Below are 25,980 nucleotides of genomic sequence, written 5' to 3'. Positions count from 1 at the left end.
CCAGCTACGCCGCCACCTGCGCCGGATAGCCCGCATCGGTGATCGCCTTCGCAAGCGCCGCCGGATCCTTCGGCGTCGGCGAGACTTCGACCTTGCCGGTCGCGAGATCGACCTTCACGTCGGCGTTCGGCTCCACCGCCTGCACGGCCTTGGTGACGTGCTTCACGCACATGCCGCAGGTCATATCCTTCACATTGAACGTCGTCATCGTTTCCTCCTTGTTGTCCTGTGTAATCGTCGCGGGCGTTTCGGGCGCGGCGATTGGTTCATGCGTCGCGGTTTCCGTAACGGCTGGCGGCTGGAAACGGCGCAGCCTCAGCGCATTGGTGAGAACGAATGTGCTGGAGAGCGCCATGGCGCCGGCGCCGAGCATGGGCGAGAGCTGCATGCCGTTCACGGGGTAGAGGGCGCCCGCCGCGACGGGAATGAGCAGTGCGTTGTAGCCGAAGGCCCAGAAGAGATTCTGCCTGATATTCTTCATCGTCGCGCGCGACAGCGCCAGCGCCGCCGGAACTTTCGCGAGATCGCCCGACATCAATACGACGTCCGCCGCTTCGATGGCGATGTCCGTGCCGGTGCCGATTGCGACGCCGGCGTCGGCGGCGGCGAGCGCGGGCGCGTCGTTCACCCCGTCGCCGACGAAGGCGACCTTGTTCTTTTCGCGCAGCCGCTCGAGCGTCGCGACCTTGCCGTCCGGCATGACGCCCGCGACGACTTCGTCGATGCCGAGACGGCGCGCAATGGCGTTGGCGGTGCGCGCGTCGTCGCCGGTGATCATCGCCGTCTTGACGCCGATGGCGTGCAGCGCGTCGATCGCTGGCTTCGTTGTCGGTTTCAACTCGTCGGCGACGCAAAGGATGGCGCGCGCCCTGCCGTCGACGGCGACATAGAAGGGCGTCTTGCCTTCCGCTGAAAGCGCGGCGGCGCTTTCATCAAACGCGCTCGCGTCAAAGCCGAGCGCGGCCATGTAGCGCTGCGCGCCTACGGCCACCTTGCGCCTGTTCGCGACGCCCGAGACGCCCATGCCCGAGACGGATTCGAAATTCTCGACGGGCGCGACGGCAAGGCCGCGGTCCTTCGCCGCCGCGACGATCGCCGCTGCGACCGGATGCTCCGACTGCGCCTCGACGCTCGCGGCGAGACGCAGCAGTTCAGCTTCATTCTCGCCCGGCGCCGTCACAAGATCCGTCAATCGCGGCTTGCCGAAAGTCAGCGTTCCCGTTTTGTCGAAGGCGATGAGCGTCACGTCCTGCAAGGTTTGCAGCGCCTCGCCCTTGCGGAAGAGGACGCCCAATTCCGCCGCGCGGCCCGTGCCGGTCATGATGGCTGCGGGAGTCGCGAGGCCCATGGCGCATGGGCAGGCGATGATGAGCACGGCGACCGCGCTGACGAGCGCATATGTGAGGCGCGGCTCGGGGCCGATCAGCATCCACATGACGAAGGTGAGCGCGGCAATGGCGAAGACGGCGGGAACGAAGACGGCGGTGATGCGATCGACCATGGCCTGGATGGGCAGCTTCGCGCTCTGCGCCTGCTCGACCATGCGGATGATGCCCGCAAGCGTCGTGTCCGCGCCGACGCGCGTCGCGCGGAAGGAGAAGGCGCCGGCGCCGTTGACCGTCGCGCCAGTGACGGCGGCGCCAATCGCTTTCGCGACGGAGGCGGGCTCGCCCGTCACCATGGACTCGTCGACGTAAGAGGAGCCGGCGGTCACGACGCCGTCGGTCGGAATGCGCTCGCCCGGCCGCACCAGCACGATGTCGCCGACATGCACGTCATCGATATCGACGTCGAGGGTCTCGCCGTCGCGCTCGACGCGCGCCGTCTTCGGCTGCAATTTTGCAAGCGTGCGGATGGCTTCGGACGTGCGTCCCTTGGCGCGCGCTTCGAGAAAGCGGCCGAAAAGAATGAGCGTCACGATGACGACGGCGGCTTCGTAATACACATTCGCCGCGCCCTCCGGGAGGAGGCGCGGCAGGAAGGTCGCCACGACCGAATAGAGATAGGCGGACAGCGTGCCGATCGCGACGAGCGCGTTCATGTCCGGCTGTCCGCGGAGCAGCGCGGGGACGCCTTTCAGAAAGAAGACGAGGCCGGGTCCGAAGAGGACGAGCGTCGCGAAGAGGAAAGAGAACTGGCGGATCATCCCCTCGCCGATCGTCGCCATCGTCCAGTGATGGAAGGCGGGGATGAGATGGCCGCCCATCTCCACGATGAAGACCGGCGCCGTCAGGGCGGCGGAAAGGATCAGGTTGAAGCGCAGCGTCTTCATCTCCCCTTCGCGCCGCGCGCGCTCGCGGTCCGTCGCGCCGGCGTCGGTCTCGATGCGGCGCGGCTCGTAGCCGGCGGCCGAGATGGCGCCGCGCAGCCTGTCGGCGAGGCCGGGGCCGGAGAGGGCGCGCACGCTCGCGCGTTCCGTCGCGAGATTGACGCTCGCCTCCAGAACGCCGGGAACGGCTTTGAGCGCCTTCTCGACATGGGCGACGCAGGAGGCGCAGGTCATGCCGCCGACGCCGATCTCAATCGTCTCGACGACGGGCTCATAACCCGCGGCCGCCACGGACTTCACGAGCGCCGCCGGGTCCGCGCCCGGCGCGAGCGCGACATCCGCGCGCTCCGTCGCAAGATTGACGCTCGCCGTCTTCACCCCCGGCGTCGCCTTCAGCGCCTTTTCGACATGCGACACGCAGGAGGCGCAGGTCATGCCGCGCACATTGAAGTCGAGCTGCGCTGTCTCGGCGCTCATCGTCACCCCCTGTTTTGAGGCAAAAGCCTAAAGCCATCGGCGCGTGCGCGCCATATAGGCCCGGTAGTCCTCGCCGAACCTGGCCACGAGATGCCGTTCCTCCGGCTCGACCGAAAGCTTCTGTAAAGCAAGCGCGAGGAGCGGCGTGAGAAGAACGGTGAAAGGCGAAGCGAGCAGCAGTCCGAGACCCAGGACGACGGCGACGTGCGAGACGTAGATCGGATTGCGCGACCAGCGGAAGGGGCCGTCGGTCGCAAGATGCGAGGCGGCGCGGTGCGGCATGATCGTCGTCCCGTGGCGGGCGAAGGTCATGGCGCACCAGAGGTCATTGAGGAGCGCCAGCACGACGATGAGCCCGCCGAGGAGCGGCGCGCCAGAAAAGGACAAGAGGCCCGAAAAAGCGCCGCCGCTCAGGCGGTCGAGCGCGAGTCCGCCCAGTATGGTCAGCGCGATGAGGATCGGCGGCCAGGGCGCGCGGGCGGGCGGGGAGTCGTCGGCTTGCGGGCGAGGGGACATGAAGGGGGCTCCGAACGACTTTAACATCGCGACGCGCGCCCTATTTTTCAACCCTGCGGCCATGGTTCCGCTTCGCTTGACCTCATGGGGGGCGGCCTTTACCAAGCCGCTCGTTCGGAGGAATGCGCGTGAGCGCCAATGCTTGAGAGATTTCGGGCGGACCTTGCAGGCCTTGCGGCGCGCGACAGGCTGCGCGCGCTGGCGCCGCGGGCGGGAGTCGACTTCGCCTCCAACGACTATCTGGCGCTTGCGGAGGCGCCGGAGCTGAAGGAGGCGGCCAGGGCGGCGCTGGCGCTGGGCGTTCCCGTCGGCGCGGGCGGTTCGCGGCTTCTGCGCGGCAACCATCCGGAGCATGAGGCGCTGGAAGAGGAGGCGGCGCGCTTCTTTCGCGCCGAGAGCGCGCTGTTTTTCGGGGCGGGCTTCTCGGCCAACGAGGCGTTGCTTTCGACGCTGCCGCAGCGCGGGGATTGCATCTTCCATGACGCGCTCATTCACGCGAGCGCGCATGACGGCATGCGCCTGTCTCGCGCGCCGCGCGTGGCCTTCGCGCATAACGACGCGGCCGCGCTGGACGGCGCCATTCGTGCTTGGCGCGGCGCGGGCGGCGCGGGCCGCGCCTGGATCGCGGTCGAAAGCCTCTACAGCATGGACGGCGACACGGCGCCGCTCGACGATCTCATCTCGATCGCGGAGCGCCACGAAGCCTTTCTCCTCGTCGACGAGGCGCACGCCACCGGGGTCTTTGGGCCGGGCGGGCGCGGGCTCGCCGCGCGTTTCGAAGGGCGCGAGAATGTCGTCACCGTGCATACCTGCGGCAAGGCGCTCGGCGTTTCGGGCGCGCTTGTCTGCCTTGCGGCGCCCTTGCGCGAATTCCTCATCAATCGCTGCCGCAATTTCATTTTCGCCACGGCGCCGTCGCCTCTGATCGCCGCTTGCGTGCGGGCTTCCCTGAAGATTGCCGAAAATGCGGAGGATCGCCGCGAGGCCTTGCGCGCGCGCGTAGCGCTCGCAGGGCGCGAGCTGCAAAGGCTCTGCGACGTCGCGCCTTCGGGTTCGCAGGTGCAGCCCGTGATCGTCGGCGACGACGCGCGGGCCATGTCTCTCGCGGCCCGGCTGCGCGCGCGCGGCTACGACATCCGTGCGATACGTCCGCCGACCGTGCCGGAAGGAACGGCGCGGTTGCGATTGTCATTCACTCTGAACGTCGGCGAAGCGCAGATCAGCCAAATGGTCGCAGATCTCTCAGAGGCGCTTGCGAGGGAAGATCGGTGAATCGCGTTTTCGTGATCGTCGGAACGGATACCGGCGTCGGCAAGACGGTTTTCTCCGCCGCGCTCGTCGGCGCGCTCGGCGCCTATTATTGGAAGCCGGTGCAATCGGGACTTGAAGAGGAAACCGACTCGGAATGCGTCGCGCGTCTCTCCGGCGTGGCGCCCGGGCGCATTCTTCCGGAGGCCTGGCGGCTGAAGCTGCCTGCGTCGCCACATATCTCGGCGCGGGCCGAGGGCGTGGAGATCGACGTCTCCCGCCTCGTCGCGCCCGTCGTCGACGGTCCGCTCGTCATTGAAACGGCGGGCGGCGTGATGGTTCCGCTGACCGACGACGTGCTCACCATCGACGTGCTTGCGCGCTGGCGCTTGCCCGTCATTGTCGTCGCCCGCACGGCGCTCGGCGCGATCAACCACGCCCTGCTGACCATCGAGGCGCTGCGCCGCCGCGGCGTTTCGATCCATGGCGTCGCCTTTGTCGGCGATGAGGAAAAGGCGCCGCAGGAGACCGTCGCGCGCTTTGGCGCGGTCAAAGCCCTCGGGCGCTTGCCGCGCCTGTCCGCGCTTGATCGTAACGCCTTGCGCGCCGCCTTCGACGCGTCCTTCTCGCTTCGGGATTTCACATGACCGTCGTCACGAATTCTCCCGTCTGGCGCCCTTTCACGCAGCACGCCTTGCAGCCCGGCGCTTATCAGATCGCTCATGCCGAAGGAGCCTGGCTTACGGCGGAGGATGGGACGCGCTTTCTCGACGCCATCTCTTCCTGGTGGGTGATCACGCACGGTCACCGCCGGCCGGAGATCATGGCGGCGATCCGCCGACAGACCGAGACGCTGGACCAGATTATTTTCGCGGGATTCACCCATGAGCCGGCGGAAGCGCTCGCACGGCGCCTCGTCGAGATCACGCAGCCGGGTCTCGAATACGTCTTCTATTCCGACAGCGGCTCGACGGCGGTCGAGGTCGCGATCAAGATGGCGTTGGGCTTCTGGCGCAATCGCGGCGCGCCGCGCGCGCGCGTCATCGCGATGGAGCACAGCTATCACGGCGACACGGTCGGAACCATGTCGGCCGGCGCGCGCTCCGTCTTCAACGCGCCTTACGAGGCTTTGCTCTTCGAAGTCGCGCGCATTCCTTTCCCCGAAAAGGGAAAGGAACAGGAAACGTTCGACGCATTGGAGGCCTTCTGCCGAGACGGCGCGGCGGCCTTGATCGTCGAACCGCTCATTCTCGGCGCCGGCGGGATGTTGACCTATGAGCCGCAAACGCTCGCGGAAATGAAGCGCGTTTGCGAGAAATACGGCGTTCTTTTCATCGCGGACGAGGTGATGACGGGCTTCGGACGCACGGGAACGCTCTTCGCCTGCGAGCAGGCGGGAATCGTCCCGGACATCGCCTGTTATTCGAAAGGCTTGACCGGCGGAGCCGCGCCGCTCGCCGTCACAATGTGCAAGCGCGAAATTTACGACGCGCATTACGCGCCTGAGCGTGCGCGCGCCTTCTTCCATTCAAGCTCTTTCACCGCGAACCCCATCGGATGCGCCGCGGCTCTCGCCAATCTCGACATTTGGCGGCGGACGGATGCGCGCGAGAAGGTGGCGAATCTCTGCGCCATGCAAAGCAAGCGGGCGGCGCGCTTCGCGGACGATCCACGCTTTCTCGACGTGCGCCATCTCGGCGTGATCGTCGCACTGGATCTGAAAGTCGCGCAGAGCGGCTATCTCGCGACGATCAGCCTCGACCTCATGCGCTTCTTCAATGCGCGGGGCCTCCTGCTGCGGCCGCTCGGCCCCACCGTCTATGTGCTCCCGCCTTATTGCATCACGGGCGAAGAACTGGATCTCGCTTATGACGCGATCGACGCAGCCGCGGATCAACTCGCTTCCGGCGCGTTGTGAATGTCGGTCTTGACGCCCTTGCCGCGGCCTTCGTCGTTCACCCAATGCGCACGCGCAAAATATTCGTCCCGCAGCGCGCGGCGCAGAATCTTGCCGACATTGGATTTCGGCAGCGCGTCGCGGAATTCGTAGAAGCGGGGCGTCTTGTAGCCCGTGAGCCGCTCATGCGCGAACTTGCGCAGCTCCTCCACCGTCAGGCTCGGATCGCGCCGCACGACGAAGGCCATCGGCGCTTCCCCGGAATGCGCATAGGGGACGCCGATGACGGCGACTTCCTTCACTTTGGGATGCTCCACGAGCGCGGCTTCAACCTCATTGGGATACACGTTGAAACCCGAAACAAGGACCATGTCCTTCAGGCGGTCGACGATGCGGAACATGCCGTCCGGCTCCATGACGGCGATGTCGCCGGTCCTGAAGAAGCCGTCGGGGGTCATCACCTTGGCGGTCTCGTCGGGCCGGCGCCAATAGCCCGGCATCACCTGCGGCCCGCGCACGCAGAGTTCTCCGCGCTCGCCGGCGGGCGCCACGTCGCCATGCTCGTCGCGGATCGAAATGTCGGTCGAGGGCAGCGGATAGCCGATGCCCCCGGTGAATTCGGCGATGTCCGGCCGGTTGACGGTCACGATCGGCGACGTTTCCGACAGGCCATATCCTTCAATGATGGGCTTGCCGGAGATCAGCTTCCACTCATGCGCGACGCCTTCCTGGGTCGACATGCCGCCGGCGATGTTCATGGCGAGGCCGGAGAAATCGACCTTCCTGATGCCGGGATGATCGGCGAGCGCGGCGTAAAGCGTGTTGACGCCCGCGAAAAGCGTGAAGCGCGTCTTGCGCAGCGTCGCGACGAAGCCCTTGAGGTCGCGGGGATTGGCGATGAGCAGGCAGCAGCCGCCGGTTTTCAACACCAGCAGGCAGCAGGCGGTGAGCGCGAAGATATGGTAGAGCGGCAGCGCCGTCACCATCACATGCGGGCTGGTCGGGCCAAGATACCATTCGAGCCACGCCCAGGTCTGTTCGACGTCGATCGACACGTTGCGATGAAGCAGGATCGCGCCTTTCGCGACGCCTGTCGTGCCGCCGGTATATTGCAGAAAGGCTATGTCGTCCGGCGCGACCTCGACCGGCTCGAACGGGACTCTTGCCCCTTTTTTCAAGACCTCCCGGAAGGGGACCGCTCCGGGGAGCCGATAGGCCGGAACCATCTTTTTCACATGGCGCGAGACGAAATTCACGAGGAGGCCCTTGAGTCCCATCAGATCGCCAGGCGCCATGATGACGGCGCGCTCGACCTTCATGTTCGGCCAGGCGGCCTCGGCCGTCTTCGCGAAGTTTTCAAAGACGAAAATCAAGCGCGCGCCCGAATCGTTGATCTGGTGTTCGAGCTCGCCCGGCGTATAGAGCGGGTTGACGTTGACGACGACGCAGCCGGCGATCAGCGCGCCCAGCATCGCCGCCGGATAGGCGAGAACATTGGGCGACATGATCGCGATGCGGTCGCCCTTGCGCAGGCCTTGCGATTGCAGCCAGGCGGCGACCGCGTCGGCCGCGCGCGCGAGTTCGCGATAGGTCAGCCGCGCGCCGAAGCTCTCGATCGCGGGGCGTTCGGGATAGGCCGCGACGCTCTTGCGAAAGTCGTCGACCAGCGTGGAGCACGCGGACGCGTCGACGTTCCAGGGCGCTCCCTTCGGATAGGAGGCCAGCCACGGCCGAGCGGCGTAGGGGTCGAGCGGTTGCTCAGGTCGCGTCATTTGAGCCTCGCGGAAATGCTTCAATCAAGATTCGATTTGTTCCGAATCGCGATGAAAAACAAGATAGCGCGTATCTCAACAGAATGACGCGACCTGCGCGGAATGATTATTTTTGCGTTGCAAACGACACGCATGTTTATGCTGCGTTGCAGGATACGCCTTCGCCAAGAAGCAGCGCGAGTCCAAGGCCCAGCACGAGCAGCGCGGCGAGCAGTTCGGCCGCGCGCGCGATCAGCATGCCGCGCCGCGCGCCGGCGCCGCCGAAGCGGATGGCGAGATCCTTGGCGTAAACGGCGATCGCGGCGATCGCGCCCGTCGTCAGCGCCGCGCCGGCCGACATGGCCATCACCGCGCCGGCGCCGGCTGCGAGCATGTCCTGCGACAGGGTGAAGACCAGCACGAGGATGGCGCCGGAACAGGGCCGCATCCCCGCCGCGACGACCGTCGCGAGCGCATCGCCCCAGCGGAAGGCGGGGCCCGCGAGCGTTGCCGGGTCGGGCGCATGGACGTGGCCGCAGCCGGCGCCGCGCACGCGATCCGGGTCGTCGATCGCTTCGCAGACGAAGCGGCTGGAGCCGTTCGCGCCGGCGATCGCCATGGCGATTTGCGGTTGGCCCAGCGCCGCCAGCAGACCGCGCCCCTTGACCCAGGCCAGCCGCGCGCCGAGCGCGGCGATGGCGACATAGCTCACGACTTCGACGGCCCGCGCGGCGTTCGTCATCTGGCCGGCGGTGGCGTTGAAGATCAGCGCGGCCGCAGCGACGAGCGCGATCGCGACCAAGCCCTGGAGAAAGGCGGCGAGAGCCGCGAGCGACAGGCCGCGTTTCAGCTGGACTTCGTTCGCCACCATATAGGCTGTCAGCACAGCCTTGCCGTGGCCGGGGCCGGCGGCATGAAAGGCGCCATAGGCGAAGCTCGCCGCCGCGAGGGCGAAAAAGGCGGAAGGGTCCGTCTTCAGCGCGCGCGCCGCGGCCTGCAGCTCGGCATGGAACTTGCTCTGCCAGGAGAGGACAAGCCCGGCGAAGCCTCCCGTCGCGCAGGCCGCCTCCCGGGCGCCGACGGCGAAAGGGTGCCGCTGGGCGAGCGCCGGTTCCACGGCCAGAATCACGACGGCCGCCGCGACGGCGGCGAGGGCCAGCGTGTTCGGTTTCACGGGCAGGCCACGATGGCCCGGGTGGCGAGCTTCATGCCGAAATCTGCGCCGGGGGACATGTTCTGGAAGAAGGCTTCGCTGAGCTTCTGATTGTCGGTCGCGACGAGCGGGGCCGGCTCGACGAGGCTCACCGAACAGCCGGCGGGCGCGCCGGCGAGCTTCACCGGCTCCTTTTTTTCGAGGCCGAAGGCGACGAAATAGGTGGGGTCGTAGACCTGGAAGGAAAAAGGCTTCTTGGCCGCGACGGCGGTCTCCAGCGGCAGGAAGAAGTGCAGCGTCACGATCTTCTTGTCGTCGGCCTCCAGATAAACGTCCTGCGGCGGTTTGAAAGGGGCCTTGGCTCCGTTCTGCCTGGCGAAGGTGAAGAACTCGAATTCGGGCAGGTTTTCAACGATCTCCTGCGCCTTGCCCGAGAGTTCCTCCCGGGTTGGCGGCTTGCCGCCCTTGCCGAGTCCCTGCACCGCGAAGGCGGAATACATTTCGTCGAATTCCCAGGCATGCCGCACGCCCGTCACCTTCCCGTCGGCGAACACGACTTCGCTGCGCACCGCAACCCAAACATGCGGGTGAGCCTGCGCCGCAGCCGTCCAGGCCAGGGTCAGGAGGGCGAAAAACAGGAGCAGGCGGCGATTCATGAGCGATCCGGTTAGGGCTGGAAATCGGCGAAAACAGGGCGCGTCGCGCCTCGCCCAATGCCTGTGCATCGTAACATATGGGTTCTTGAAAAGGTCATTCGCTCTGTCATAGAGTGCAACTAACAAGAGCCGCGCTTTTACAGCGCGCCAAGCGGCGTAGCCGCGTAAGAGGAGAGCCGGGCGGCGGGTCGCCTCACGCGGTCGGGTCCTGTGTAGGGCTCTGAGTGCTCGTTCCTAGTCGTTATTGGTTCTGGCGCACGACCCAAGCGCGCATCGCCGTTTCGCGCAGGAGAGTTTCTGAATGGCGGATCACGTCGCCGGCGCCTTGAACCCCGGCTCCGCCTACGGCGAGGCAAAATCCGCCTACGGCGAAGCTCGGCTCTCGGACCGTTTCGACCTTGCCCGCGACCGCGTGCTCATCACAGGCACGCAAGCCATCGTGCGTCTGCTCCTCATGCAGAAGGAGCGGGACCGCCGCGCGGGGCTCGACACGGCGGGCTTCATCACTGGCTATCGCGGCTCGCCGCTCGGCGGCGTCGACGCCCAGATGCACAAGGCGAAGGCCCTCTTCGACGCCAACAACATTCTCTTCATGCCGGGCCTCAACGAGGATCTCGCCGCCACCGCGGTCTGGGGCGCGCAGCAGGCCGAGATGCGCGGCGAGGGCAAGTATGACGGCGTCTTTTCCATCTGGTACGGCAAGGGTCCGGGCGTCGACCGCAGCGGCGACGCGCTGCGCCACGTAAATCTCGCCGGCACGTCGAAGCACGGCGGCGCGCTCGCCCTGATGGGCGACGACCACACGGCCGAATCCTCCACGACCGCGCATCAGTCCGAATATCACTTCGTCGACGTGATGATGCCAGTCCTCGCGCCCGCCGGCGTGCAGGAGATTCTCGATTACGGCCTCTACGGCTTCGCCATGTCGCGCTTCGCCGGCGTCTGGGTCGGCCTGAAGCTCGTGAAGGACACGGTGGAGTCAACGGCGTCGATCGACGGCTCGCTCGACCGTGTGCAGCCCGTCATTCCGGCCGATTTCGTCATGCCGCCGGGCGGGCTCAACATCCGCCCGGGCGATCCTGTGCTCGCGCAGGAAGAGCGGATGCAGGAGAGCAAGCGCGACGCGATGCTCGCCTTCATCCGCGCCAACCGCCTGAACCGCATCGTCACCTCCGGCGGCGCCCATCCGAAGATCGGAATCATCACTGTCGGCAAGTCCTATCTGGACGTCCGCCAGGCGATGGACGATCTCGGCGTCGACGAAGCGCGCGCCAACGATCTCGGTGTGCGACTCTACAAAATCGCTGCGCCCTGGCCGCTCGAGCCCAGGGGCCTGCACGAATTCGCGCGCGGCCTCGACCTCATCATGGTCGTGGAGGAGAAGCGCTCGCTCATCGAGGTGCAGCTGCGCGAGGAGCTTTACGGCGCGGCGCATCAGCCGGTCTGCATCGGCAAGAAGGACGAGCGCGGCGACTGGCTCTTTCCGGTGAAGGGCGCGCTCGACGCCAACGACATCGCCATCGCCATCGGCCGGCGTCTGTTGAAATATCATGCGTCCGAAGAGCTCGAAGCGCGCGTGCGGCGCCTGGAGCGTCTGCAGGATCGCCGCAAGACGATGACGGACGTCACCGTGCGCGTGCCGCATTTCTGCGCCGGCTGCCCGCATTCCACCTCGACCCATGTGCCGGAGGGCGCGCGCGCCTATACGGGCATCGGCTGCCATTACATGGCGCAATGGATGGGCCGCCGCACCGAGGGCTACACCCATATGGGCGGCGAGGGCGCGAACTGGATCGGCGAAGCGCCGTTTTCGACGCGCAAGCATGTTTTCCAGAATCTCGGCGACGGCACCTATAATCATTCGGGTTCGCTCGCCATCCGCTTCGCCGTGGCGGCGGGCGCCAACATCACATTCAAAATTCTTTACAACGGCGTCGTCGCCATGACCGGCGGCCAGAAGCACGAGGGCGAACTCACCATCGAGGCCATCGTGCGTCAGGTCGCGGCCGAGGGCGTCAGAAAGATCGCGCTGGTCACGGACGAGCCCGGCAAATATCCGCCGACCATCGCCTGGCCCCCGGGCCTCACCATCCATCATCGCAACGTCCTCAACGAGGTGCAGCGCGAGCTGTCGGGGACGGAGGGCGTCACCGTCCTCGTTTACGACCAGACCTGCGCGACCGAGAAGCGCCGCCTGCGCAAGCGCGGCCTCTTCCCCGACCCGGACGCGCGCATCATCATCAACGAGCTCGTATGCGAAGGCTGCGGCGATTGCGGCACGGCCTCGAACTGCGTCGCCGTGCAGCCGGTCGAGACGGAATTCGGCCGCAAGCGCCGCATCGACCAGTCGGCCTGCAACAAGGATTTCTCCTGCCTCGAAGGCTTCTGCCCCAGCTTCGTGACCGTGCATGGCGCGAGGATGAAGAAGGCGCCGCTGCCGACGAAGGAAGACGCCAGCGGCCAGCCGGCCCTGCCCGAGCCGGAGATCGCGGAGATCGGCCGCACGCCCTACGGCATACTCGTTGCGGGGCTGGGCGGCACGGGCGTCGTCACGGTCTCGGCCATTCTGGGCATGGCCGCGCATCTCGAAGGCAAGGGCGTCGGCGTCATCGACATGGCCGGTCTCGCGCAGAAGGGCGGCGCCGTCTATTGCCATGTGAAGATCGGCCGCACGCCCGCCGAGGTCCACGCCATTCGCGTCGCCGCGGGCGAAGCCAATCTCTTGCTTGGCTGCGATCTCGTCGTCGCGGGCGCCAGGCAGGTGCTCGCGGCCGTCGAGCAGGGCAAGACCCATGTGCTCGTCAACAGCGCCGAGGTCTTTCCGGGCGATATCGAGCGCAATCCCGATTTCGTGCTGCCCTCCGAAGAGATCAAGCAGGCGATCCGCCGCGCGGGCGGCCCGGAGTCGACCTTCATCGACACGACGGCGCTCGCGCAGGCGCTCCTGGGCGACTCCATCGCCGCCAATATCTTCATCCTCGGCTACGCCTGGCAGAAGGGCTATCTGCCGCTTACGGAAGCGTCGATCCTGCGCGCGATCGAACTGAACGGCGAGTCCGTGCCGATGAATCATTCGGCTTTCCTCTGGGGCCGCCGCGCCGCCCATGACATGAAGAGCGTCGACGCGGTGGTGGAATCGCTGCGCCGCCCGACCGAGGCGCGCCAGCGCTCCAGGACGCTGGAAGAGATCGTCGAGCGCCGCGCGGCCTATCTCGTCGATTATCAGAACGAGGCCTATTCGGCGCATTACCGCGCCCGTGTCGCGGCGGTCGCGAAGCTCGAAACGGCGCGCATGCCGGGCTCGGCCGAACTGACCGAAGCGGTCGCCCGCTATCTGTTCAAGCTGATGGCCTTCAAGGACGAGTTCGAGGTCGCGCGCCTTTATACGAATGACGCCTTCCAGCGGCAGCTTTCCGAGACTTTCGAGGGCGACCTGAAGCTCGAACTGCATCTCGCGCCGCCGATCCCCTTCCTGCAGCGCAAAACCGATTTCGGCGGATCGCGCAAGATCACTTTCGGTTCGTGGATGTTCGCCGTGATGAAAGTTCTCGCGAAGCTCAAATGGATTCGCGGCCGCTGGTTCGACATCACCCGCTTCAACAATGACCGCGTCGTCGAGCGGCGCCTGCTTGACGAATATGAAGCGCTGATCGACGAATTGCTGGCGTCGCTGACGCCGGAAAACCACGCGGCGGCGGTGGCGCTGGCGCGTCTGCCGGAGAAGATCCGCGGCTTCGGCCACATCAAGGGCCGCCATGTCGCGGCCGCCGACATCGAGCGCGAGCGCCTCCTTGCGGAGTTCCGCAACCCGGCTTCCGTGAAGCTCGCGGCGGAGTGAGGCGCGCCGATCTTGTGTAACGAGGCGTTTCTGTTGGCGCGACGCACTGGGCGGCCTGCCCCCCACCCGGCGTCGCTTCGCGCCGCCGCCCTCCCCGCAAGGGGGAGGGACATAGCGGCGCGGTCGGCGGCATGTGACCAAGAAGCGGATCTTGGAGGGAAGCCCCCTCCCTCCCCCTTGCGGGGAGGGATAAAGGGTGGGGGTCCTCGCAGCTTCGACCCAGTAAAAAAAAGAGTGCGGCCTTTCGACAAATTCTCCGGCGAGCGTCCTGTTGCTCGTCATGCTGGAATGAAACGCATCCTCCTCCTCGCCGGCACGAGCGAAGCCCGCGCGCTCGCGGCGCGGCTCGCCATCGAGCCGGGTTGCGACGCGGTCGCGTCGCTTGCGGGGCGAACAAGCGCGCCGATGGCGCTCGCGCTGCCAACGCGGGTTGGCGGTTTCGGCGGCGTCGCGGGATTGCAGCTCTATCTTGAAGAACAGCGCATCACCCATGTGATCGACGCGACGCATCCTTTCGCGGCGCAAATGTCCGCCAATGCGCAAGCCGCCTGCGCGGCGCTCGGACTGCCGATGATCGCCTATGCGCGTGAACCCTGGAGACGCGCGCCCGGCGACGACTGGATCGAGGTCGCGGACAGCGCCGCCGCCGTTCATGCGCTGGGAGCGGCGCCCCGGCGCGTTTTTCTCACCATCGGCCGGCAGGGCGTCGCCGATTTCCGCGCGGCGCCTCAGCACGATTATCTTCTGCGCGTCATTGAGCCGCCCGAAGCCAAGGATCTTCCCCCTAACTGCAAGGTCTTCTCCGCGCGCGGCCCCTTTGCGCGCGAAGACGAAGTCGCGCTGATGCGCGAGAAAGGCGTCGAGATGGTCGTCAGCAAGAATAGCGGCGGCGCACTCACCTACGCCAAGATCGAAGCCGCGCGGCAACTCGGGCTTCCGGTGGTGATGATCGAGCCGCCCCCGCGCGCAGGCGTCACGCTGGCCCATGATCTGGACGCCGTCATGGCGCTGCTCGCGTCGTGAGCCGCGCGCTGATGATTCAGGGGACGGGATCGGACGTCGGCAAGTCGCTCGTCGTCGCCGGCCTCGCGCGCGCTTTCGTTAATCGCGGGCTCAAGGTCGCGCCCTTCAAGCCGCAGAACATGTCGAACAACGCCGCGGTGACGGAAGATGGCGGCGAGATCGGCCGCGCCCAGGCGCTGCAGGCGCGCGCGTCGCGGCTGGCGCCGAGCGTCGACATGAATCCCGTGCTGCTGAAGCCGCAGGGCGCGAACGGCGCGCAAGTGATCGTGCGCGGCGCGATCGCGGGGCAGGCCAAGGCGCGCGACTATCAGGACTGGAAATCGCGTCTCAAGCCCGCCGTGATGGAAAGCTTCGCGCGGCTGAAGGCGCAGAGCGATCTCGTGATCGTCGAAGGCGCGGGAAGCGCGGCGGAGATCAATCTGCGCGCCAACGATATCGCCAATATGGGCTTCGCCCGCGAGGCCAACGCGCCGGTCGTGCTCGTGGGCGACATCGATCGCGGCGGCGTCATCGCGCAGCTCGTCGGCTGCCAGGCGGTGCTCGACGCGGAAGACGCGGCGATGATCGAGGGCTTCATCGTCAACAAATTTCGCGGCGACGCCTCGCTCTTCGACTCCGGGATGCGCTTCATCGCCGAGCGCACGGGCTGGCGCGCGCTGGGCCTCGTTCCCTATTTCGACGCCGCGTCGCGCCTGCCGGCGGAAGACGCGTTCGGCCTTCGCGCGCAACGCGACACGCAGAAGGAGGGCGCCGTCATCGCCGTCCCGCTTCTGCCGCACATCGCCAATTTCGACGATCTCGATCCACTGAAGGCGGAGTCGGGCGTCGACCTGCGCCTCGTGCAACGCGGCGAAGCCCTTCCGGCGGATGCGCGCCTCGTTATCCTCCCCGGCTCCAAGGCGACCATCGGCGACCTCGCGGCGTTGCGCGCCAATGGCTGGCATATCGACCTTCTGGCGCATGTGCGGCGCGGGGGCCGGGCGTTCGGAATTTGCGGCGGCTATCAGATGCTCGGCCGCCTGATCCGCGATCCGCATGGTATGGAAGGCGATGTCGCGGAGGCCGAAGGCCTCGGTCTCCTCGACATCGAAACGACGCTCACCGGCAAGAAGACGCTGGCGCGCGTCGCGGGTCGCGCGCTTTGCGTCGACGCGTCCTTTCACGGCTATGAAATGCATGTCGGCGAAACCTTCGGGCGCGATTGCGCGCGCCCCATGCTGCGCTTCGCCGACGGCCGCGCAGACGGCGCCGTCTCGCGGGACGGCCGGATCATGGGCGCCTATGTGCATGGGATTTTCTCCGACGACGCGCTGCGGACGGCTTTTTTGAGATCGATAAACGCCGAGGCGTCTGCATTGCGCTTCGACCAGTCGATCGACGAAGCGCTCGACGCGCTCGCCGCGCATTGCGAGCGGCATATCGATCTCAACGCGCTTCTGGAGATCGCGAGATGAGGGAGCCGATCGCGCATGGAGGCAGGCTGGACGAAGCGCGCCGCCGCTATCCCGGCGCGCCGCAGCCCTGGATCGACCTCTCGACGGGCGTCAATCCGCATCCTTATCCGCTGCCGCCGATCGCGCCCGAGGCGTGGACGCGCCTGCCCGACGACGAAGCTTTCGCCGCGCTCGAAGCGGCGGCGCGCGGCGCCTATCGCGCGCCGCAGGCGGCGGCGATCCTCGCGGGCGCCGGCGCGCAGGCGTTCATTCAGCTCCTGCCGCGCGTTTTTCCCGCGCGCCGCGTCGGCGTGCTCGGCTTCACTTACGCCGAGCACGCCGCCTGCTGGTCGGCCGCCGGCGCCAGGGTTGCGACAGCGCAAAGCGTCGCCGAACTCGCGACATACGACGTCGCGGTCGTCGTCAATCCCAACAATCCCGACGGACGTGTTCTCTCGTCGCGGGAGCTCGCGCCGCTGGCGGAGGAGATGACGCGCAAGGGCGGCCTGCTCGTCGTCGACGAATCCTTCATGGATTTCACGCCGACGCACAGCGTCGCGGCGCTCGCGTCGCTCGACGGCGCGATCGTGCTGCGCTCTTTCGGCAAGGCCTATGGGCTCGCGGGGTTGCGCCTCGGCTTCGCGCTTTGCGCGCCGGCGCGCGCCGAACGCCTTCGCGCGGCCCTCGGGCCCTGGGCGGCGTCAGGGCCCGCGCTCGCCATCGGCGCGCGCGCTCTTTCCGACGCGCGCTGGTTGCACGCCGCCGCCGCAGCCTCGGCGACCGACGCCGCGCGCCTCGACAGTCTGTTGGAGCAGGCGGGTTTCGGCCTGATCGGCGGAACCGCGCTGTTCCGTCTCGTCCGTCACGCGCGGGCGCAGGATTGGTTCGCGCGGCTCTGCGGAAGCGGCGTTCTGGCGCGGGCCTTTCCCGAGCGCCCCGAATGGCTACGGTTCGGACTCCCCGCGGGCGAGGCCGCCTGGATGCGGCTGACCGCCGCCCTGGAGATTGCGTGATGGCGGACGAAACACCTTTCGAACCGTGGCGAATCGCCGCGGACGAACTCGGCCCCGCCGCGCCCTTCAGCGAGACGGATCGCGCCGCGGTCTATCGCGCGATCTATACGCGCCGCGACGTGCGCAACGAATTCCTTCCCGACGAGGTGCCGCAGGATCTGCTCATGCGCATCCTCGACGCGGCGCATCACGCGCCGTCCGTCGGCTTCATGCAGCCCTGGAATTTCATCGTGATACGCAACGCTGTCGTGCGGGGCCATGTGCATGAGGCCTTCCTGCGCGGGGCCGAGACCGAAGAGCGGATGCTCGATCCGGCGCGCCGCAATCATTACCGCAACCTTAAACTCGAAGGCATTCTCAAATCGCCGGTCAATATCTGCGTGACCTGCGACCGCCAGCGCCACGGCGCGACGGGACTCGGCCGCACCCAGCAGCCCAACACCGATCTTTTGAGCGCCGCCTGCGCCGTTCAGAATTTGTGGCTCGCCGCGCGCGCGGAAGGCGTCGGCGTCGGCTGGGTGAGCATTATGCGCGAGGAAGACCTTCGCGCAATTCTCGGGATTCCCGAGAAAATCGTCATCGTCGCCTATCTCTGCGTCGGCTTCGTCGAGCGCGCTTACAAGCGCCCCGAGCTCGAAGTGAAACGCTGGGCGTCGCGCCTGCCGCTGGAGACGCTCGTCTTCGAGGACCGCTGGGGGGCGCCTTGCCCCTTCACAAAGGCGCCTTAAATTTCCGTAAGAAATATTTCAAGGAACCGTCATTTGGGCATGAACGACATCTTAAGCGTCGGAAAGGATGCTGATTGTGTCGTGTGAGCATCCGATGGATAGTCGCATCGCTCCATGTGAGGAGCAGGAGACGCAGACATGGCGCCCGCGAATTTCGAACGCTATTTCGACAGAACTTTCCCGATCGCCAACAGCACCATTCTGACGGTGACGGAAGTTCCTGATTGCGAAGAGGAGCTTCTGAAGCTTCTGGAGCGCGCGATGGTGCGCGGCTTCGATAACCACGCGCGCCTTACCGAGATCCATCTGCCGATGGAGCGCTTCCCGCACATGGACTCGAAGTTCTGGCATGTGCCCATCGAAGACTGCGGCAATGCGCAGGTGCTGCGCTTCTTCTTCGAAAATCCGGAGACCGAGGCGCACTGACGCGCCGGAAATCGCCGGACGCTATTTTCGAGGCGCGCTTTCCCAGAGGCGCGCCAAAATTATTCGGCGCCCGTCATCGCATGCGCCGTCTCTCGCGTCGCTTCCGTTTCGGGCTTGCGGCGCAGTTTGCTCATCAGCAGATAAATGACCGGGGTCGTATAGAGCGTCAGCGCCTGGCTGAGCAGAAGGCCGCCGATGATGGTGATGCCGAGCGGCCGGCGCAGCTCGGCGCCGATTCCGGACGCGAAGGCGAGCGGCAGCGCGCCGAACATCGCCGCGAGCGTCGTCATGACGATCGGGCGGAATCGGTCCTGCGCCGCCTCCAGCGCCGCGTCGTGAGTCGACATGCCTTGATCGCGCTCGGCGCGAAGCGCGAAATCGACGAGCATGATGCCGTTCTTCTTCACGATGCCGATCAGCAGCAGAATGCCGATAAAGGCGATGACCGTGAATTCGACGCCGAAAAGCTCCAGCGACAGCAGCGCGCCGAGCCCGGCCGAAGGCAGCGTCGAAATGATCGTGATCGGATGGACGAGGCTCTCGTAGAGAATGCCGAGGATGATGTAGACGGCGAGGAGCGCCGCCAGGATCAGCGTCGCCATGCCCTTCGCGATCTTGCGGAAGTCGGCGGCGTCGCCCGCAAAGCCCGCATGCAGGCTGCTTGGCGGATTGAGCTCGCTCACCGCCTCCTCGATCGCGGTGGTCGCGGCGTCCAGCGTCGAGCCCGGCGCGACGTTATAGGAGATTGTGACCGCCGGCAGAACGCCTTGATGGTTGACCACGAGCGGCATGGAGCTGCGTTCGATCCGCGCCAGCGCGGTCAGCGGAACCTGCTGCCCGCTCGCGCTCGAGACATAGACGCCCGCAAGGTCGCTGATGTCGCGCTGGCGCGAGGGCGGCGTCTCGAAGATGACGCGATACTGATTGCGCTGCGTGTAGATGATCGTGTCCTGCCGCTGGCCGAAGGCGCTGTTGAGCGCGGCGTCGATCGCGGCGATCGGCACATTCATGCGCGAAGCGGCGTTGCGGTCGATGATCACCTGCGCGCGCAGGCCGCCCTTTTCCTTGTCGGAGGTGACGTCGACGAGTTGAGGCAGCGACTTGAGGCGCTCGATGATTTTCTCGCGCCATTCCTCCAGCTCGTCTAGCGAGGCGTCGGAGAGCGTGAATTGATACTGCGCCTTGCTCACGCGGCCGCCGCTGCGCAGATCCTGCGAGGGCTGCATGTAGACGCTGACGCCCGGAATCCTGGCGAAGGACTTGCGCAGGCGCGCGATCACTTCCTTGCTCGACGTCTGGCGAACCCCGACGGGCTTCAGGGCGACGAACACGCGACCCTGGTTTCCTGAGGCTGTAAGATTGCTGGCGCCGATGAATGAGCCGACATTGGCGACGTCCGGGTCCGCCATCAGGGCGTCGTTCACGCGGCGCTGGAGACGGCGCATCTCCTCGAAGGAGACGTCCGGCGCGGCTTCCGTCGTGCCGTTGATCAGGCCGATATCGTCCTGCGGCAGATTGCCCTTGGGGATGGTGCGGTAGAGCTGAACGGTCAACAGCACCGTGACCAGAATGACGATGAGCGTCGCCCATGGATGGTCGACGACGGGCCTGAGCGTGCGCGCGTAAAAGGATATGATCCGGTCGAGCCCCTCCTCGATCCAGCGGTCGAAGCGGTTTCGTTGCCGCTCCTTCGGCATGGGGAGCCAAGCGCAGATCATCGGCGTCACGGTGAGCGAGACGACCGTGGAAATGACGATGGCGAAGGCGAGCGTGACGGAAAATTCACGCAGCAGCCGCCCCATGACGCCTTCCATGAAAAGCAGCGGAATGAAGACGGCGATGAGCGACAGGCTGATCGAAACGACCGTGAAGCCGATTTGCCTCGAACCCTGGAGCGCGGCCTCGATGCGGCTCATGCCGCGCTCGCGATTTGATTCGATATTCTCGATCATGACGATCGCGTCGTCCACGACGAAGCCGACCGAAATGGTGAGCGCCATCAGCGAGAGGTTGTCGATCGAGAAGCCGGCGAGCCACATGGCCGCGCAGGTGCCGACAAGGGAGAGCGGGACCGTTATGCCCGCCGCGATGACCGGCGTGGCGCGGCGCAGGAAGGCGAAGACCACCATCATCACGAGCGCGACCGAAATCGCCAGCGTGAACTGGATGTCGTGGATGCTCGCGCGGATGGTTTGGGTGCGGTCGGAGAGGACGTTGATCCTGATGCCGGAAGGGATCCACTCCTGCAACTGCGGCAGCAGCGCCTTGATGTGATCGACGGTCTCGATGACATTGGCGGCGGGCTGCTTGGTGACGATGACGAGCACGGCCGGCTTGCCGTTGAACCAGCCCGCCGACATGCGGTTGCGCACGCCGCGCTCCACTCGGGCCACGTCTCCGAGCTTGACGATCGCGCCGTTGCGCGAGGCGATGACGATGTTGCGATAGTCGTCCGGCGTCGAAAGCTGGTCCGTCGTTCCGAGCGTGATTTCCTGCGTGCCGCCGGCTAGCGCGCCCACGGCGGAATGGGCGTTGGCGGCGAACAGCGCTTTCGCCACTTCGTTGACGCCGAGATTCATCGCCGCAAGACGCGCGGAGTCGACCTGAACGCGAATCGCGGGCTGTTCGGCGCCGGCGATGCGCGCCTCGGCGACGCCGGGCACTTGCGAAATGCGCTGCGCGATGACGGAGTCGGTCGCGTCGAAAATCGCGCTGGTCGGCAGCGTGTCCGACGTCATCGCCAGCACCAGCACCGGCATGGTCGACTGGCTGGCCTTGCGGAAGCTTGGCGCCGTCGGCAGGTCGGTGGGCAGATCGACGAGCGACGCGTTGATCGCCGCCTGCACGTCGCGCGCGGCGGCGTCGAGATTCTTGTCGATGTCGAACTGTGCGATGATTTGCATGCTGCCCAGCGAACTCGTCGAGGTGAGCTCGTTCAGCCCGGCGATGCCGGAGAGGCGGCGCTCCAGCGGCGCGGCGACGGAGGCGGCCATGGTCTCCGGATCGGCGCCCGGGCGCGAGGCGCTGATGCCGATCGCGGGGAAGTCGACGGCGGGCAGGCTCGCGACCGGCAGGAAGAAATAGGCGACCGCGCCAAGCATGAAAAGCGCGGCCGCGAGCAGCGTCGTGCCGACCGGCCGGCGGACGAAAGGCTCGGAGACGTTCATTCGGCCGCCTCGCGGCGTGGCGGTTCTTCGGCCGCCGGCCCCCGCATAGCGGCGTCCTCCTCCTCATCCGCCTGCAGCGGCTTGAAGAAGCGCCGGCGCAGCCTGTCGACCTGAAGATAGATGACCGGCGTCGTGTAGAGCGTCAGCGCCTGGCTGAGCAGCAGGCCGCCAATGATCGATACGCCCAGCGGAATGCGCAGCTCGCTGCCGGGTCCATGCGCCATGGCGAGCGGCAGCGCGCCGAAGAGAGCGGCGAGCGTCGTCATCATGATCGGTCGAAAACGCATATGTGCGGCGCGCACGATGGAATCGCGCGGGCCGAGGCCCTCGTCGCGCTCCGCGTCGAGCGCGAAGTCGATCATCATGATCGCGTTCTTCTTCACGATGCCCATGAGCAGCACCACGCCGATCAGCGCCACGATGGACAAATCGATGCGGAAAATCATCAAGGCGAGAAGCGCGCCGACGCCCGCCGACGGCAGGGTGGTGAGCACGGTAAGCGGATGGGCGAAACTTTCATAGAGCACGCCCAGCACGACATAGATGGCGATGATCGCGGCGAGGATCAACCAGGGTTCGCTGGCGAGCGACTTGTTGAACTCCGCCGCGTCGGCGCTGAAGACGCCGACGATGGAGGAGGGCATGCCGATCGCCTTTTCTGCCGCCGTGATCGCCTTCACCGCGTCGCCCAGCGCCATGCCGCCCGCAAGGTCGAAGCTGATGGTCGAGGCGGGGAACTGGTCTTGATGCGCGACGGAAAGCGGCGCGGCGATATTGTCGACGCGCACGAAAGTCGCGAGCGGCGTTTGCGGCCCGCCACCGATGGGCGCCACATAGAGCTTTTCCAGCGCCGACATGTCGCGCAGATATTGCGGCGCGGCCTCGAGGATCACCCGATACTGGTTCGACTGGGTGTAGATCGTCGAGATCTGGCGCTGCCCGAAGGCGTCGTTCAGCACATTGTCGACGTCCTGGGCCGAAATGCCGAGCCGGCCCATCTTCTCGCGGTCGATCCGCATCAGGGCGCGCAAGCCGCCGTCCTGCGTTTCCGCGGCGACGTTCTTGAGGCCCGGCGTGCCGCGCAACTGGTCGAGCAGCCGGTTCGACCAGCGCATCAGCTCGCCGGCGTCGGAGGAGGTCAGCGTATATTGATATTGCGAGCGGCTCGGCCGCGTCGTGATCTGAATGTCCTGCACCGGCTCGATGAAGAGCGAGGCGCCGGCGATCTTCTCCCCTGCCGCCTTCAGGCGGTCGGCGACGACGTCGGCGCTCACGTCGCGTTCCTCGCGGCTGCGCAGCGTCACGGTGAGGCGCCCGACATTGGTCGTGGCGTTGAGCGGCCCGACGCCGAGCACCGAGGTGACGCCGGTCACTTCCGGATCCTTGCGGAAAACTTCGGTCACCTTGGCCTGCAACGCCTTCATGCGCTCGAAGGAGGCGTCGGGCGCAGCCTCCAGCACCACGCTCAGGACGCCCGTGTCCTGCCGCGGCAGGAAGCCTTTAGGGATGAAAATGTAAAGGCCGACCGTCAGAGCGAGCGTCCCGGCCGTCAGAGCGAGCATGAAGCGCTCATGCTTTAGCGCCCAGTCGAGCGAGCGGTAATAGAGGCGGTCGAGCCAGAGGGAGACTATCTCCCAGGCCGTATGCGTCCGCTCCCCCTCGGCGCGCAGCAGAATGGCGCAGAGCATGGGCGTCAGCGTCAGCGACACGACGGCCGAAATCACCACGGCGATGGAGAGCGTCAGCGCGAATTCGCGGAACATGCGCCCGACAATGCCGGTCATGAACAGCAGCGGGATGAACACCGCGATGAGCGAGACCGTCAGCGACACGACGGTGAAGCCGATCTCCTGCGCGCCGTCGAGCGCCGCCCGAAGCGGCTTCTTGCCATGCTCGATATTGCGCACGATGTTCTCGATCATCACGATCGCGTCGTCTACGATGAAGCCGGTGCCGATGGTGAGCGCCATCAGCGACAGGTTGTCGAGCGAGAAGCCCGCGAGCCACATCACGAAGAAGGTTGCGATGATCGAGAGCGGCAGGCTGACGCCCGCGATGAGCGTCGCGCGCCAGCTCCGCAGGAACATCAGCACCACGGCGACGACGAGGCCCGCGGCGATGAGGAGCGTCATCTCCACTTCGTGGATCGAGGCGCGGATCGTGTCGGTGCGGTCGTTGACGATGTCGAGGCTCATGCCCGCGGGCAGCTCGCCGCGCAGCTTCGGCAGCGTCTGTTTGACGAGCTCCACCGTCGCGAGGATGTTCGCGCCCGGCTGGCGCATCACGTCGAGCACGATGGACTGTTCGCCATTGTACCAGCCGCCGACGCGGGCGTTTTCGAGCCCGTCGAGGACCCGCGCGACGTCGCGCAGCATCACCGGCGCATTGTTGCGCCAGGCGACGATGACGGTCTCATATTGCTTTGCTTGCAGAATCTGGTCGTTGGCGTCGAGCGTGTAGGATTGGCGGCGGCCTTCGAGCGAGCCCTTGGCGCCGGCGTTGTTGGCCGCCGCCACCGCCTGGCGCAGATCCTCCATGCCGATGCGGTTCGCGGCGAGACGCGCAAGGTCGGCTTCGATTCGGATGGCGGGGCGCACGCCGCCCTGCACGGACACGCGGCCGACGCCTGAGACCTGCGAGAGCTGCGGCGCGATCAGCGTGTCGGCGAGATCCGAAAGGTCGCGAAGCGTCGCGGTTTTGGAGCGGAGCGTCAGCGTCAGCACTGGCGTGTCGGCCGGGTTCACCTTGGCGTAAACCGGCGGATAGGGCAGGTCGCGCGGCAGAGTCGAGGCGGCGGAGTTGATCGCCGCCTGAACATCCTGCGCGGCCGCGTCGATGTCGCGGTCCAGCGCGAATTGCAGCGTGATCTGCGACAGGCCGAAGGAGCTTTGCGACGACATGCTGGTCAGCGACGGGATTTGCCCGAACTGGCGTTCGAGCGACGCCGTCACCAGCGAGGCGATGGTGTCGGGATTTGCGCCCGGGAGCTGCGTCGTGACCTGGATGGTGGGAAAGTCGACTTGCGGCAGCGGCGAGATGGACAGCCGCGCATAGCCGAGCAAGCCGAACAGAAGCACGGCGAAAGCCAGGAGAGACGTCGCCACCGGCCTCTTGATGAAGGGCGCCGAAACATTCATGCCGCTTTACGTCACCTTCCGGGAGAATGTTCTCCCCTTGCGCCGCGCTCCCGCCGACCTGCGCCTTCCCGCTTGGGCTCCTCTGCGGCCGAGGCGGAGGCGGCGTCTTCGGGATGGGTCACGCGCACCTGCGCGCCGTCGGACAGACGGGAAAATCCGCTCGTCACGAGCGTCGTCCCGGCCTCGACGCCGGAAACGATGACGACAAGGTTCTCATCCTGCCGCCCGGTCGTTACATTTTTGATATGAGCGCGGCCGTCCTCGCCCAGAATATACACAAAGGCGCCGTTCGGCCCGCGCTGGACGGCGGGGCTCGGGGCCACGACCGCCTTCGGAATGGTGTCGAGCATCAGCCGGACGTTGACGAACTGACCCGGCCAGAGTTTCAGATCCGCGTTGCCGAACACGGATTTCAGCTTCACCGTGCCGGTGAGTTGATCGATCTGGTTGTCGACGACCTTGAGCTCGCCGGTTTCAATCGCCGTCGCATTGTCCGGTCCGAGCGCTTGCACCTTGGCGGCGCCTTCGGCCTGCGCCTTTTGGACGGCGGGCAGCGCCTGCTGAGGCAGGGTGAAGACGACATTGATCGGCCGGAGCTGCGTGACGACGACGATTCCGTTGAGATCGGAGGAGTGCAGGATGTTGCCGACGTCGACAAGGCGAATGCCGACGCGCCCGTCGATCGGCGAGCGGATCGTCGCATAGTCGAGCGTCGTCTTGGCGTTGTTGATGGCGGCCTCGTCGGCGCGCACCTGCGCCTCGAGCTGCGACACCAGCGCCTTCTGGGTGGCGTATTGCTGCTGCGACAGGAACTTGCCGGCGACCAGCCGCTCATAGCGCTGCGCGTCCACGCGGGCGTTGGCGAGATTGGCTTCGTCCTGCGCTTTTTTGGCGACGGCCTGATCGTATTGCGCCTTGTAGAGGGCGGGGTCGATCTCGGCGAGGATATCCCCCTTCTTGACCTCCTGGCCCTCGGTGAAGCCTAGCTGGATCAGCCGGCCGTCGACCTGGGTCCGGATCGTGACCGTGTTGAGGGCCTGGACGGTGCCCACGGCGTCGATCGTCACCGGCACGTCCTGGACGCGCGCCGTCGCGGTCGTAACGGAGACAGGGCCCTGGTTATGGCGCCCGCCCAAAGCCTCCTCCCCGGCGGCCGGCCTCTCTCCGCCGCCGACGCCTGGCAATATGCCCGCCCGATAGGCGGAGCCCAAGGCAAGGGCGAGGCCGAGCGCCCCTATCGCCATGAGG

17 protein-coding genes are annotated in these 25,980 nt (G+C 66.4%); 9 read left to right on the top strand and 8 right to left on the bottom strand.

Annotated elements, in window-relative coordinates; genetic code table 11:
* Positions 1–4: 4 nt before the first annotated feature.
* The gene (locus tag ACNHKD_RS18460; protein ID WP_442754942.1) at positions 5–2,746 is read right to left on the bottom strand and encodes a heavy metal translocating P-type ATPase; all 2,742 of its coding nucleotides are present in this window, start codon (positions 2,744–2,746) and stop codon (positions 5–7) included.
* 27 nt (positions 2,747–2,773) lie between these two features.
* Positions 2,774–3,262, bottom strand: a complete 489-nt coding sequence (locus ACNHKD_RS18455; RefSeq protein ID WP_442754941.1) for a methyltransferase family protein — start codon at positions 3,260–3,262, stop codon at positions 2,774–2,776.
* A gap of 138 nt (positions 3,263–3,400) precedes the next feature.
* Between ACNHKD_RS18455 and ACNHKD_RS18450 the strand changes: the two genes are divergently transcribed.
* From ACNHKD_RS18450 to ACNHKD_RS18440, 3 genes are read left to right on the top strand one after another with little or no spacing between them, the layout of a single operon-like run.
* Complete coding sequence (locus ACNHKD_RS18450; protein ID WP_442754940.1) at positions 3,401–4,534, top strand: 8-amino-7-oxononanoate synthase; 1,134 nt, start codon at positions 3,401–3,403, stop codon at positions 4,532–4,534.
* A complete protein-coding gene (gene bioD / locus ACNHKD_RS18445; protein ID WP_442754939.1) occupies positions 4,531–5,157 on the top strand; it encodes a dethiobiotin synthase in 627 nt (208 codons plus the stop codon). Before ACNHKD_RS18450 ends, bioD begins: the two co-directional genes overlap by 4 nt.
* Positions 5,154–6,428 (top strand): adenosylmethionine--8-amino-7-oxononanoate transaminase, encoded by a 1,275-nt coding sequence (locus ACNHKD_RS18440; protein WP_442754938.1) that lies wholly within the window; start codon positions 5,154–5,156, stop codon positions 6,426–6,428. The genes bioD and ACNHKD_RS18440 overlap by 4 nt, the downstream gene beginning before the upstream one ends.
* Here the strand turns inward: ACNHKD_RS18440 and ACNHKD_RS18435 are convergent.
* The 3 genes from ACNHKD_RS18435 to ACNHKD_RS18425 form a co-directional block, all read right to left on the bottom strand.
* On the bottom strand, positions 6,404–8,179 hold the full coding sequence (locus ACNHKD_RS18435; RefSeq protein ID WP_442754937.1) for an AMP-binding protein: 1,776 nt from the start codon (positions 8,177–8,179) through the stop codon (positions 6,404–6,406). The genes ACNHKD_RS18440 and ACNHKD_RS18435 overlap by 25 nt on opposite strands.
* Positions 8,180–8,315: 136 nt before the next feature.
* On the bottom strand, positions 8,316–9,332 hold the full coding sequence (locus tag ACNHKD_RS18430; RefSeq protein ID WP_442754936.1) for a nickel/cobalt transporter: 1,017 nt from the start codon (positions 9,330–9,332) through the stop codon (positions 8,316–8,318).
* Positions 9,329–9,967, bottom strand: coding sequence for a DUF1007 family protein (locus ACNHKD_RS18425; protein ID WP_442754935.1), 639 nt, complete (start codon positions 9,965–9,967; stop codon positions 9,329–9,331). Before ACNHKD_RS18425 ends, ACNHKD_RS18430 begins: the two co-directional genes overlap by 4 nt.
* Positions 9,968–10,268: 301 nt before the next feature.
* Between ACNHKD_RS18425 and ACNHKD_RS18420 the strand changes: the two genes are divergently transcribed.
* The 6 genes from ACNHKD_RS18420 (at position 10,269) to ACNHKD_RS18395 (ending at position 18,428) form a co-directional block, all read left to right on the top strand.
* On the top strand, positions 10,269–13,805 hold the full coding sequence (locus ACNHKD_RS18420) for an indolepyruvate ferredoxin oxidoreductase family protein (protein ID WP_442754934.1): 3,537 nt from the start codon (positions 10,269–10,271) through the stop codon (positions 13,803–13,805).
* Positions 13,806–14,093: 288 nt separating this feature from the next.
* Positions 14,094–14,828 carry a cobalt-precorrin-6A reductase gene (locus ACNHKD_RS18415; protein WP_442754933.1) on the top strand — a complete coding sequence of 245 codons (735 nt, stop codon included), beginning with the start codon at positions 14,094–14,096 and terminating at the stop codon, positions 14,826–14,828.
* A gap of 11 nt (positions 14,829–14,839) precedes the next feature.
* On the top strand, positions 14,840–16,282 hold the full coding sequence (locus ACNHKD_RS18410; protein ID WP_442754932.1) for a cobyric acid synthase: 1,443 nt from the start codon (positions 14,840–14,842) through the stop codon (positions 16,280–16,282).
* Positions 16,279–17,274 carry a threonine-phosphate decarboxylase CobD gene (gene cobD, locus ACNHKD_RS18405; RefSeq protein WP_442754931.1) on the top strand — a complete coding sequence of 332 codons (996 nt, stop codon included), beginning with the start codon at positions 16,279–16,281 and terminating at the stop codon, positions 17,272–17,274. Before ACNHKD_RS18410 ends, cobD begins: the two co-directional genes overlap by 4 nt.
* Positions 17,274–18,002, top strand: coding sequence for a 5,6-dimethylbenzimidazole synthase (gene bluB, locus ACNHKD_RS18400; protein WP_442754930.1), 729 nt, complete (start codon positions 17,274–17,276; stop codon positions 18,000–18,002). The genes cobD and bluB overlap by 1 nt, the downstream gene beginning before the upstream one ends.
* 138 nt (positions 18,003–18,140) lie before the next feature.
* Positions 18,141–18,428 (top strand): hypothetical protein, encoded by a 288-nt coding sequence (locus ACNHKD_RS18395; protein ID WP_442754929.1) that lies wholly within the window; start codon positions 18,141–18,143, stop codon positions 18,426–18,428.
* Positions 18,429–18,487: 59 nt separating this feature from the next.
* Here ACNHKD_RS18395 and ACNHKD_RS18390 read toward each other — a convergent pair whose 3' ends face one another.
* The 3 genes from ACNHKD_RS18390 to ACNHKD_RS18380 are packed head-to-tail and all read right to left on the bottom strand — an operon-like array spanning position 18,488 to position 25,976.
* Complete coding sequence (locus tag ACNHKD_RS18390) at positions 18,488–21,595, bottom strand: efflux RND transporter permease subunit (protein ID WP_442754928.1); 3,108 nt, start codon at positions 21,593–21,595, stop codon at positions 18,488–18,490.
* Positions 21,592–24,732: an efflux RND transporter permease subunit gene (locus ACNHKD_RS18385; RefSeq protein WP_442754927.1), complete on the bottom strand. Its 3,141-nt coding sequence runs from the start codon at positions 24,730–24,732 to the stop codon at positions 21,592–21,594. The genes ACNHKD_RS18390 and ACNHKD_RS18385 overlap by 4 nt, the downstream gene beginning before the upstream one ends.
* Before the next feature lie 11 nt (positions 24,733–24,743).
* Positions 24,744–25,976, bottom strand: coding sequence for an efflux RND transporter periplasmic adaptor subunit (locus ACNHKD_RS18380; RefSeq protein WP_442754926.1), 1,233 nt, complete (start codon positions 25,974–25,976; stop codon positions 24,744–24,746).
* Between the last annotated feature and the right edge of the window lie 4 nt (positions 25,977–25,980).

Origin of the sequence: Methylocystis sp. JAN1 (assembly GCF_052186135.1) — a bacterium.
GTDB lineage: Bacteria > Pseudomonadota > Alphaproteobacteria > Rhizobiales > Beijerinckiaceae > Methylocystis.
The sequence above is the reverse complement of the archived record's forward strand: the minus strand, read 5'-3'. Positions and strand labels throughout refer to the sequence as shown.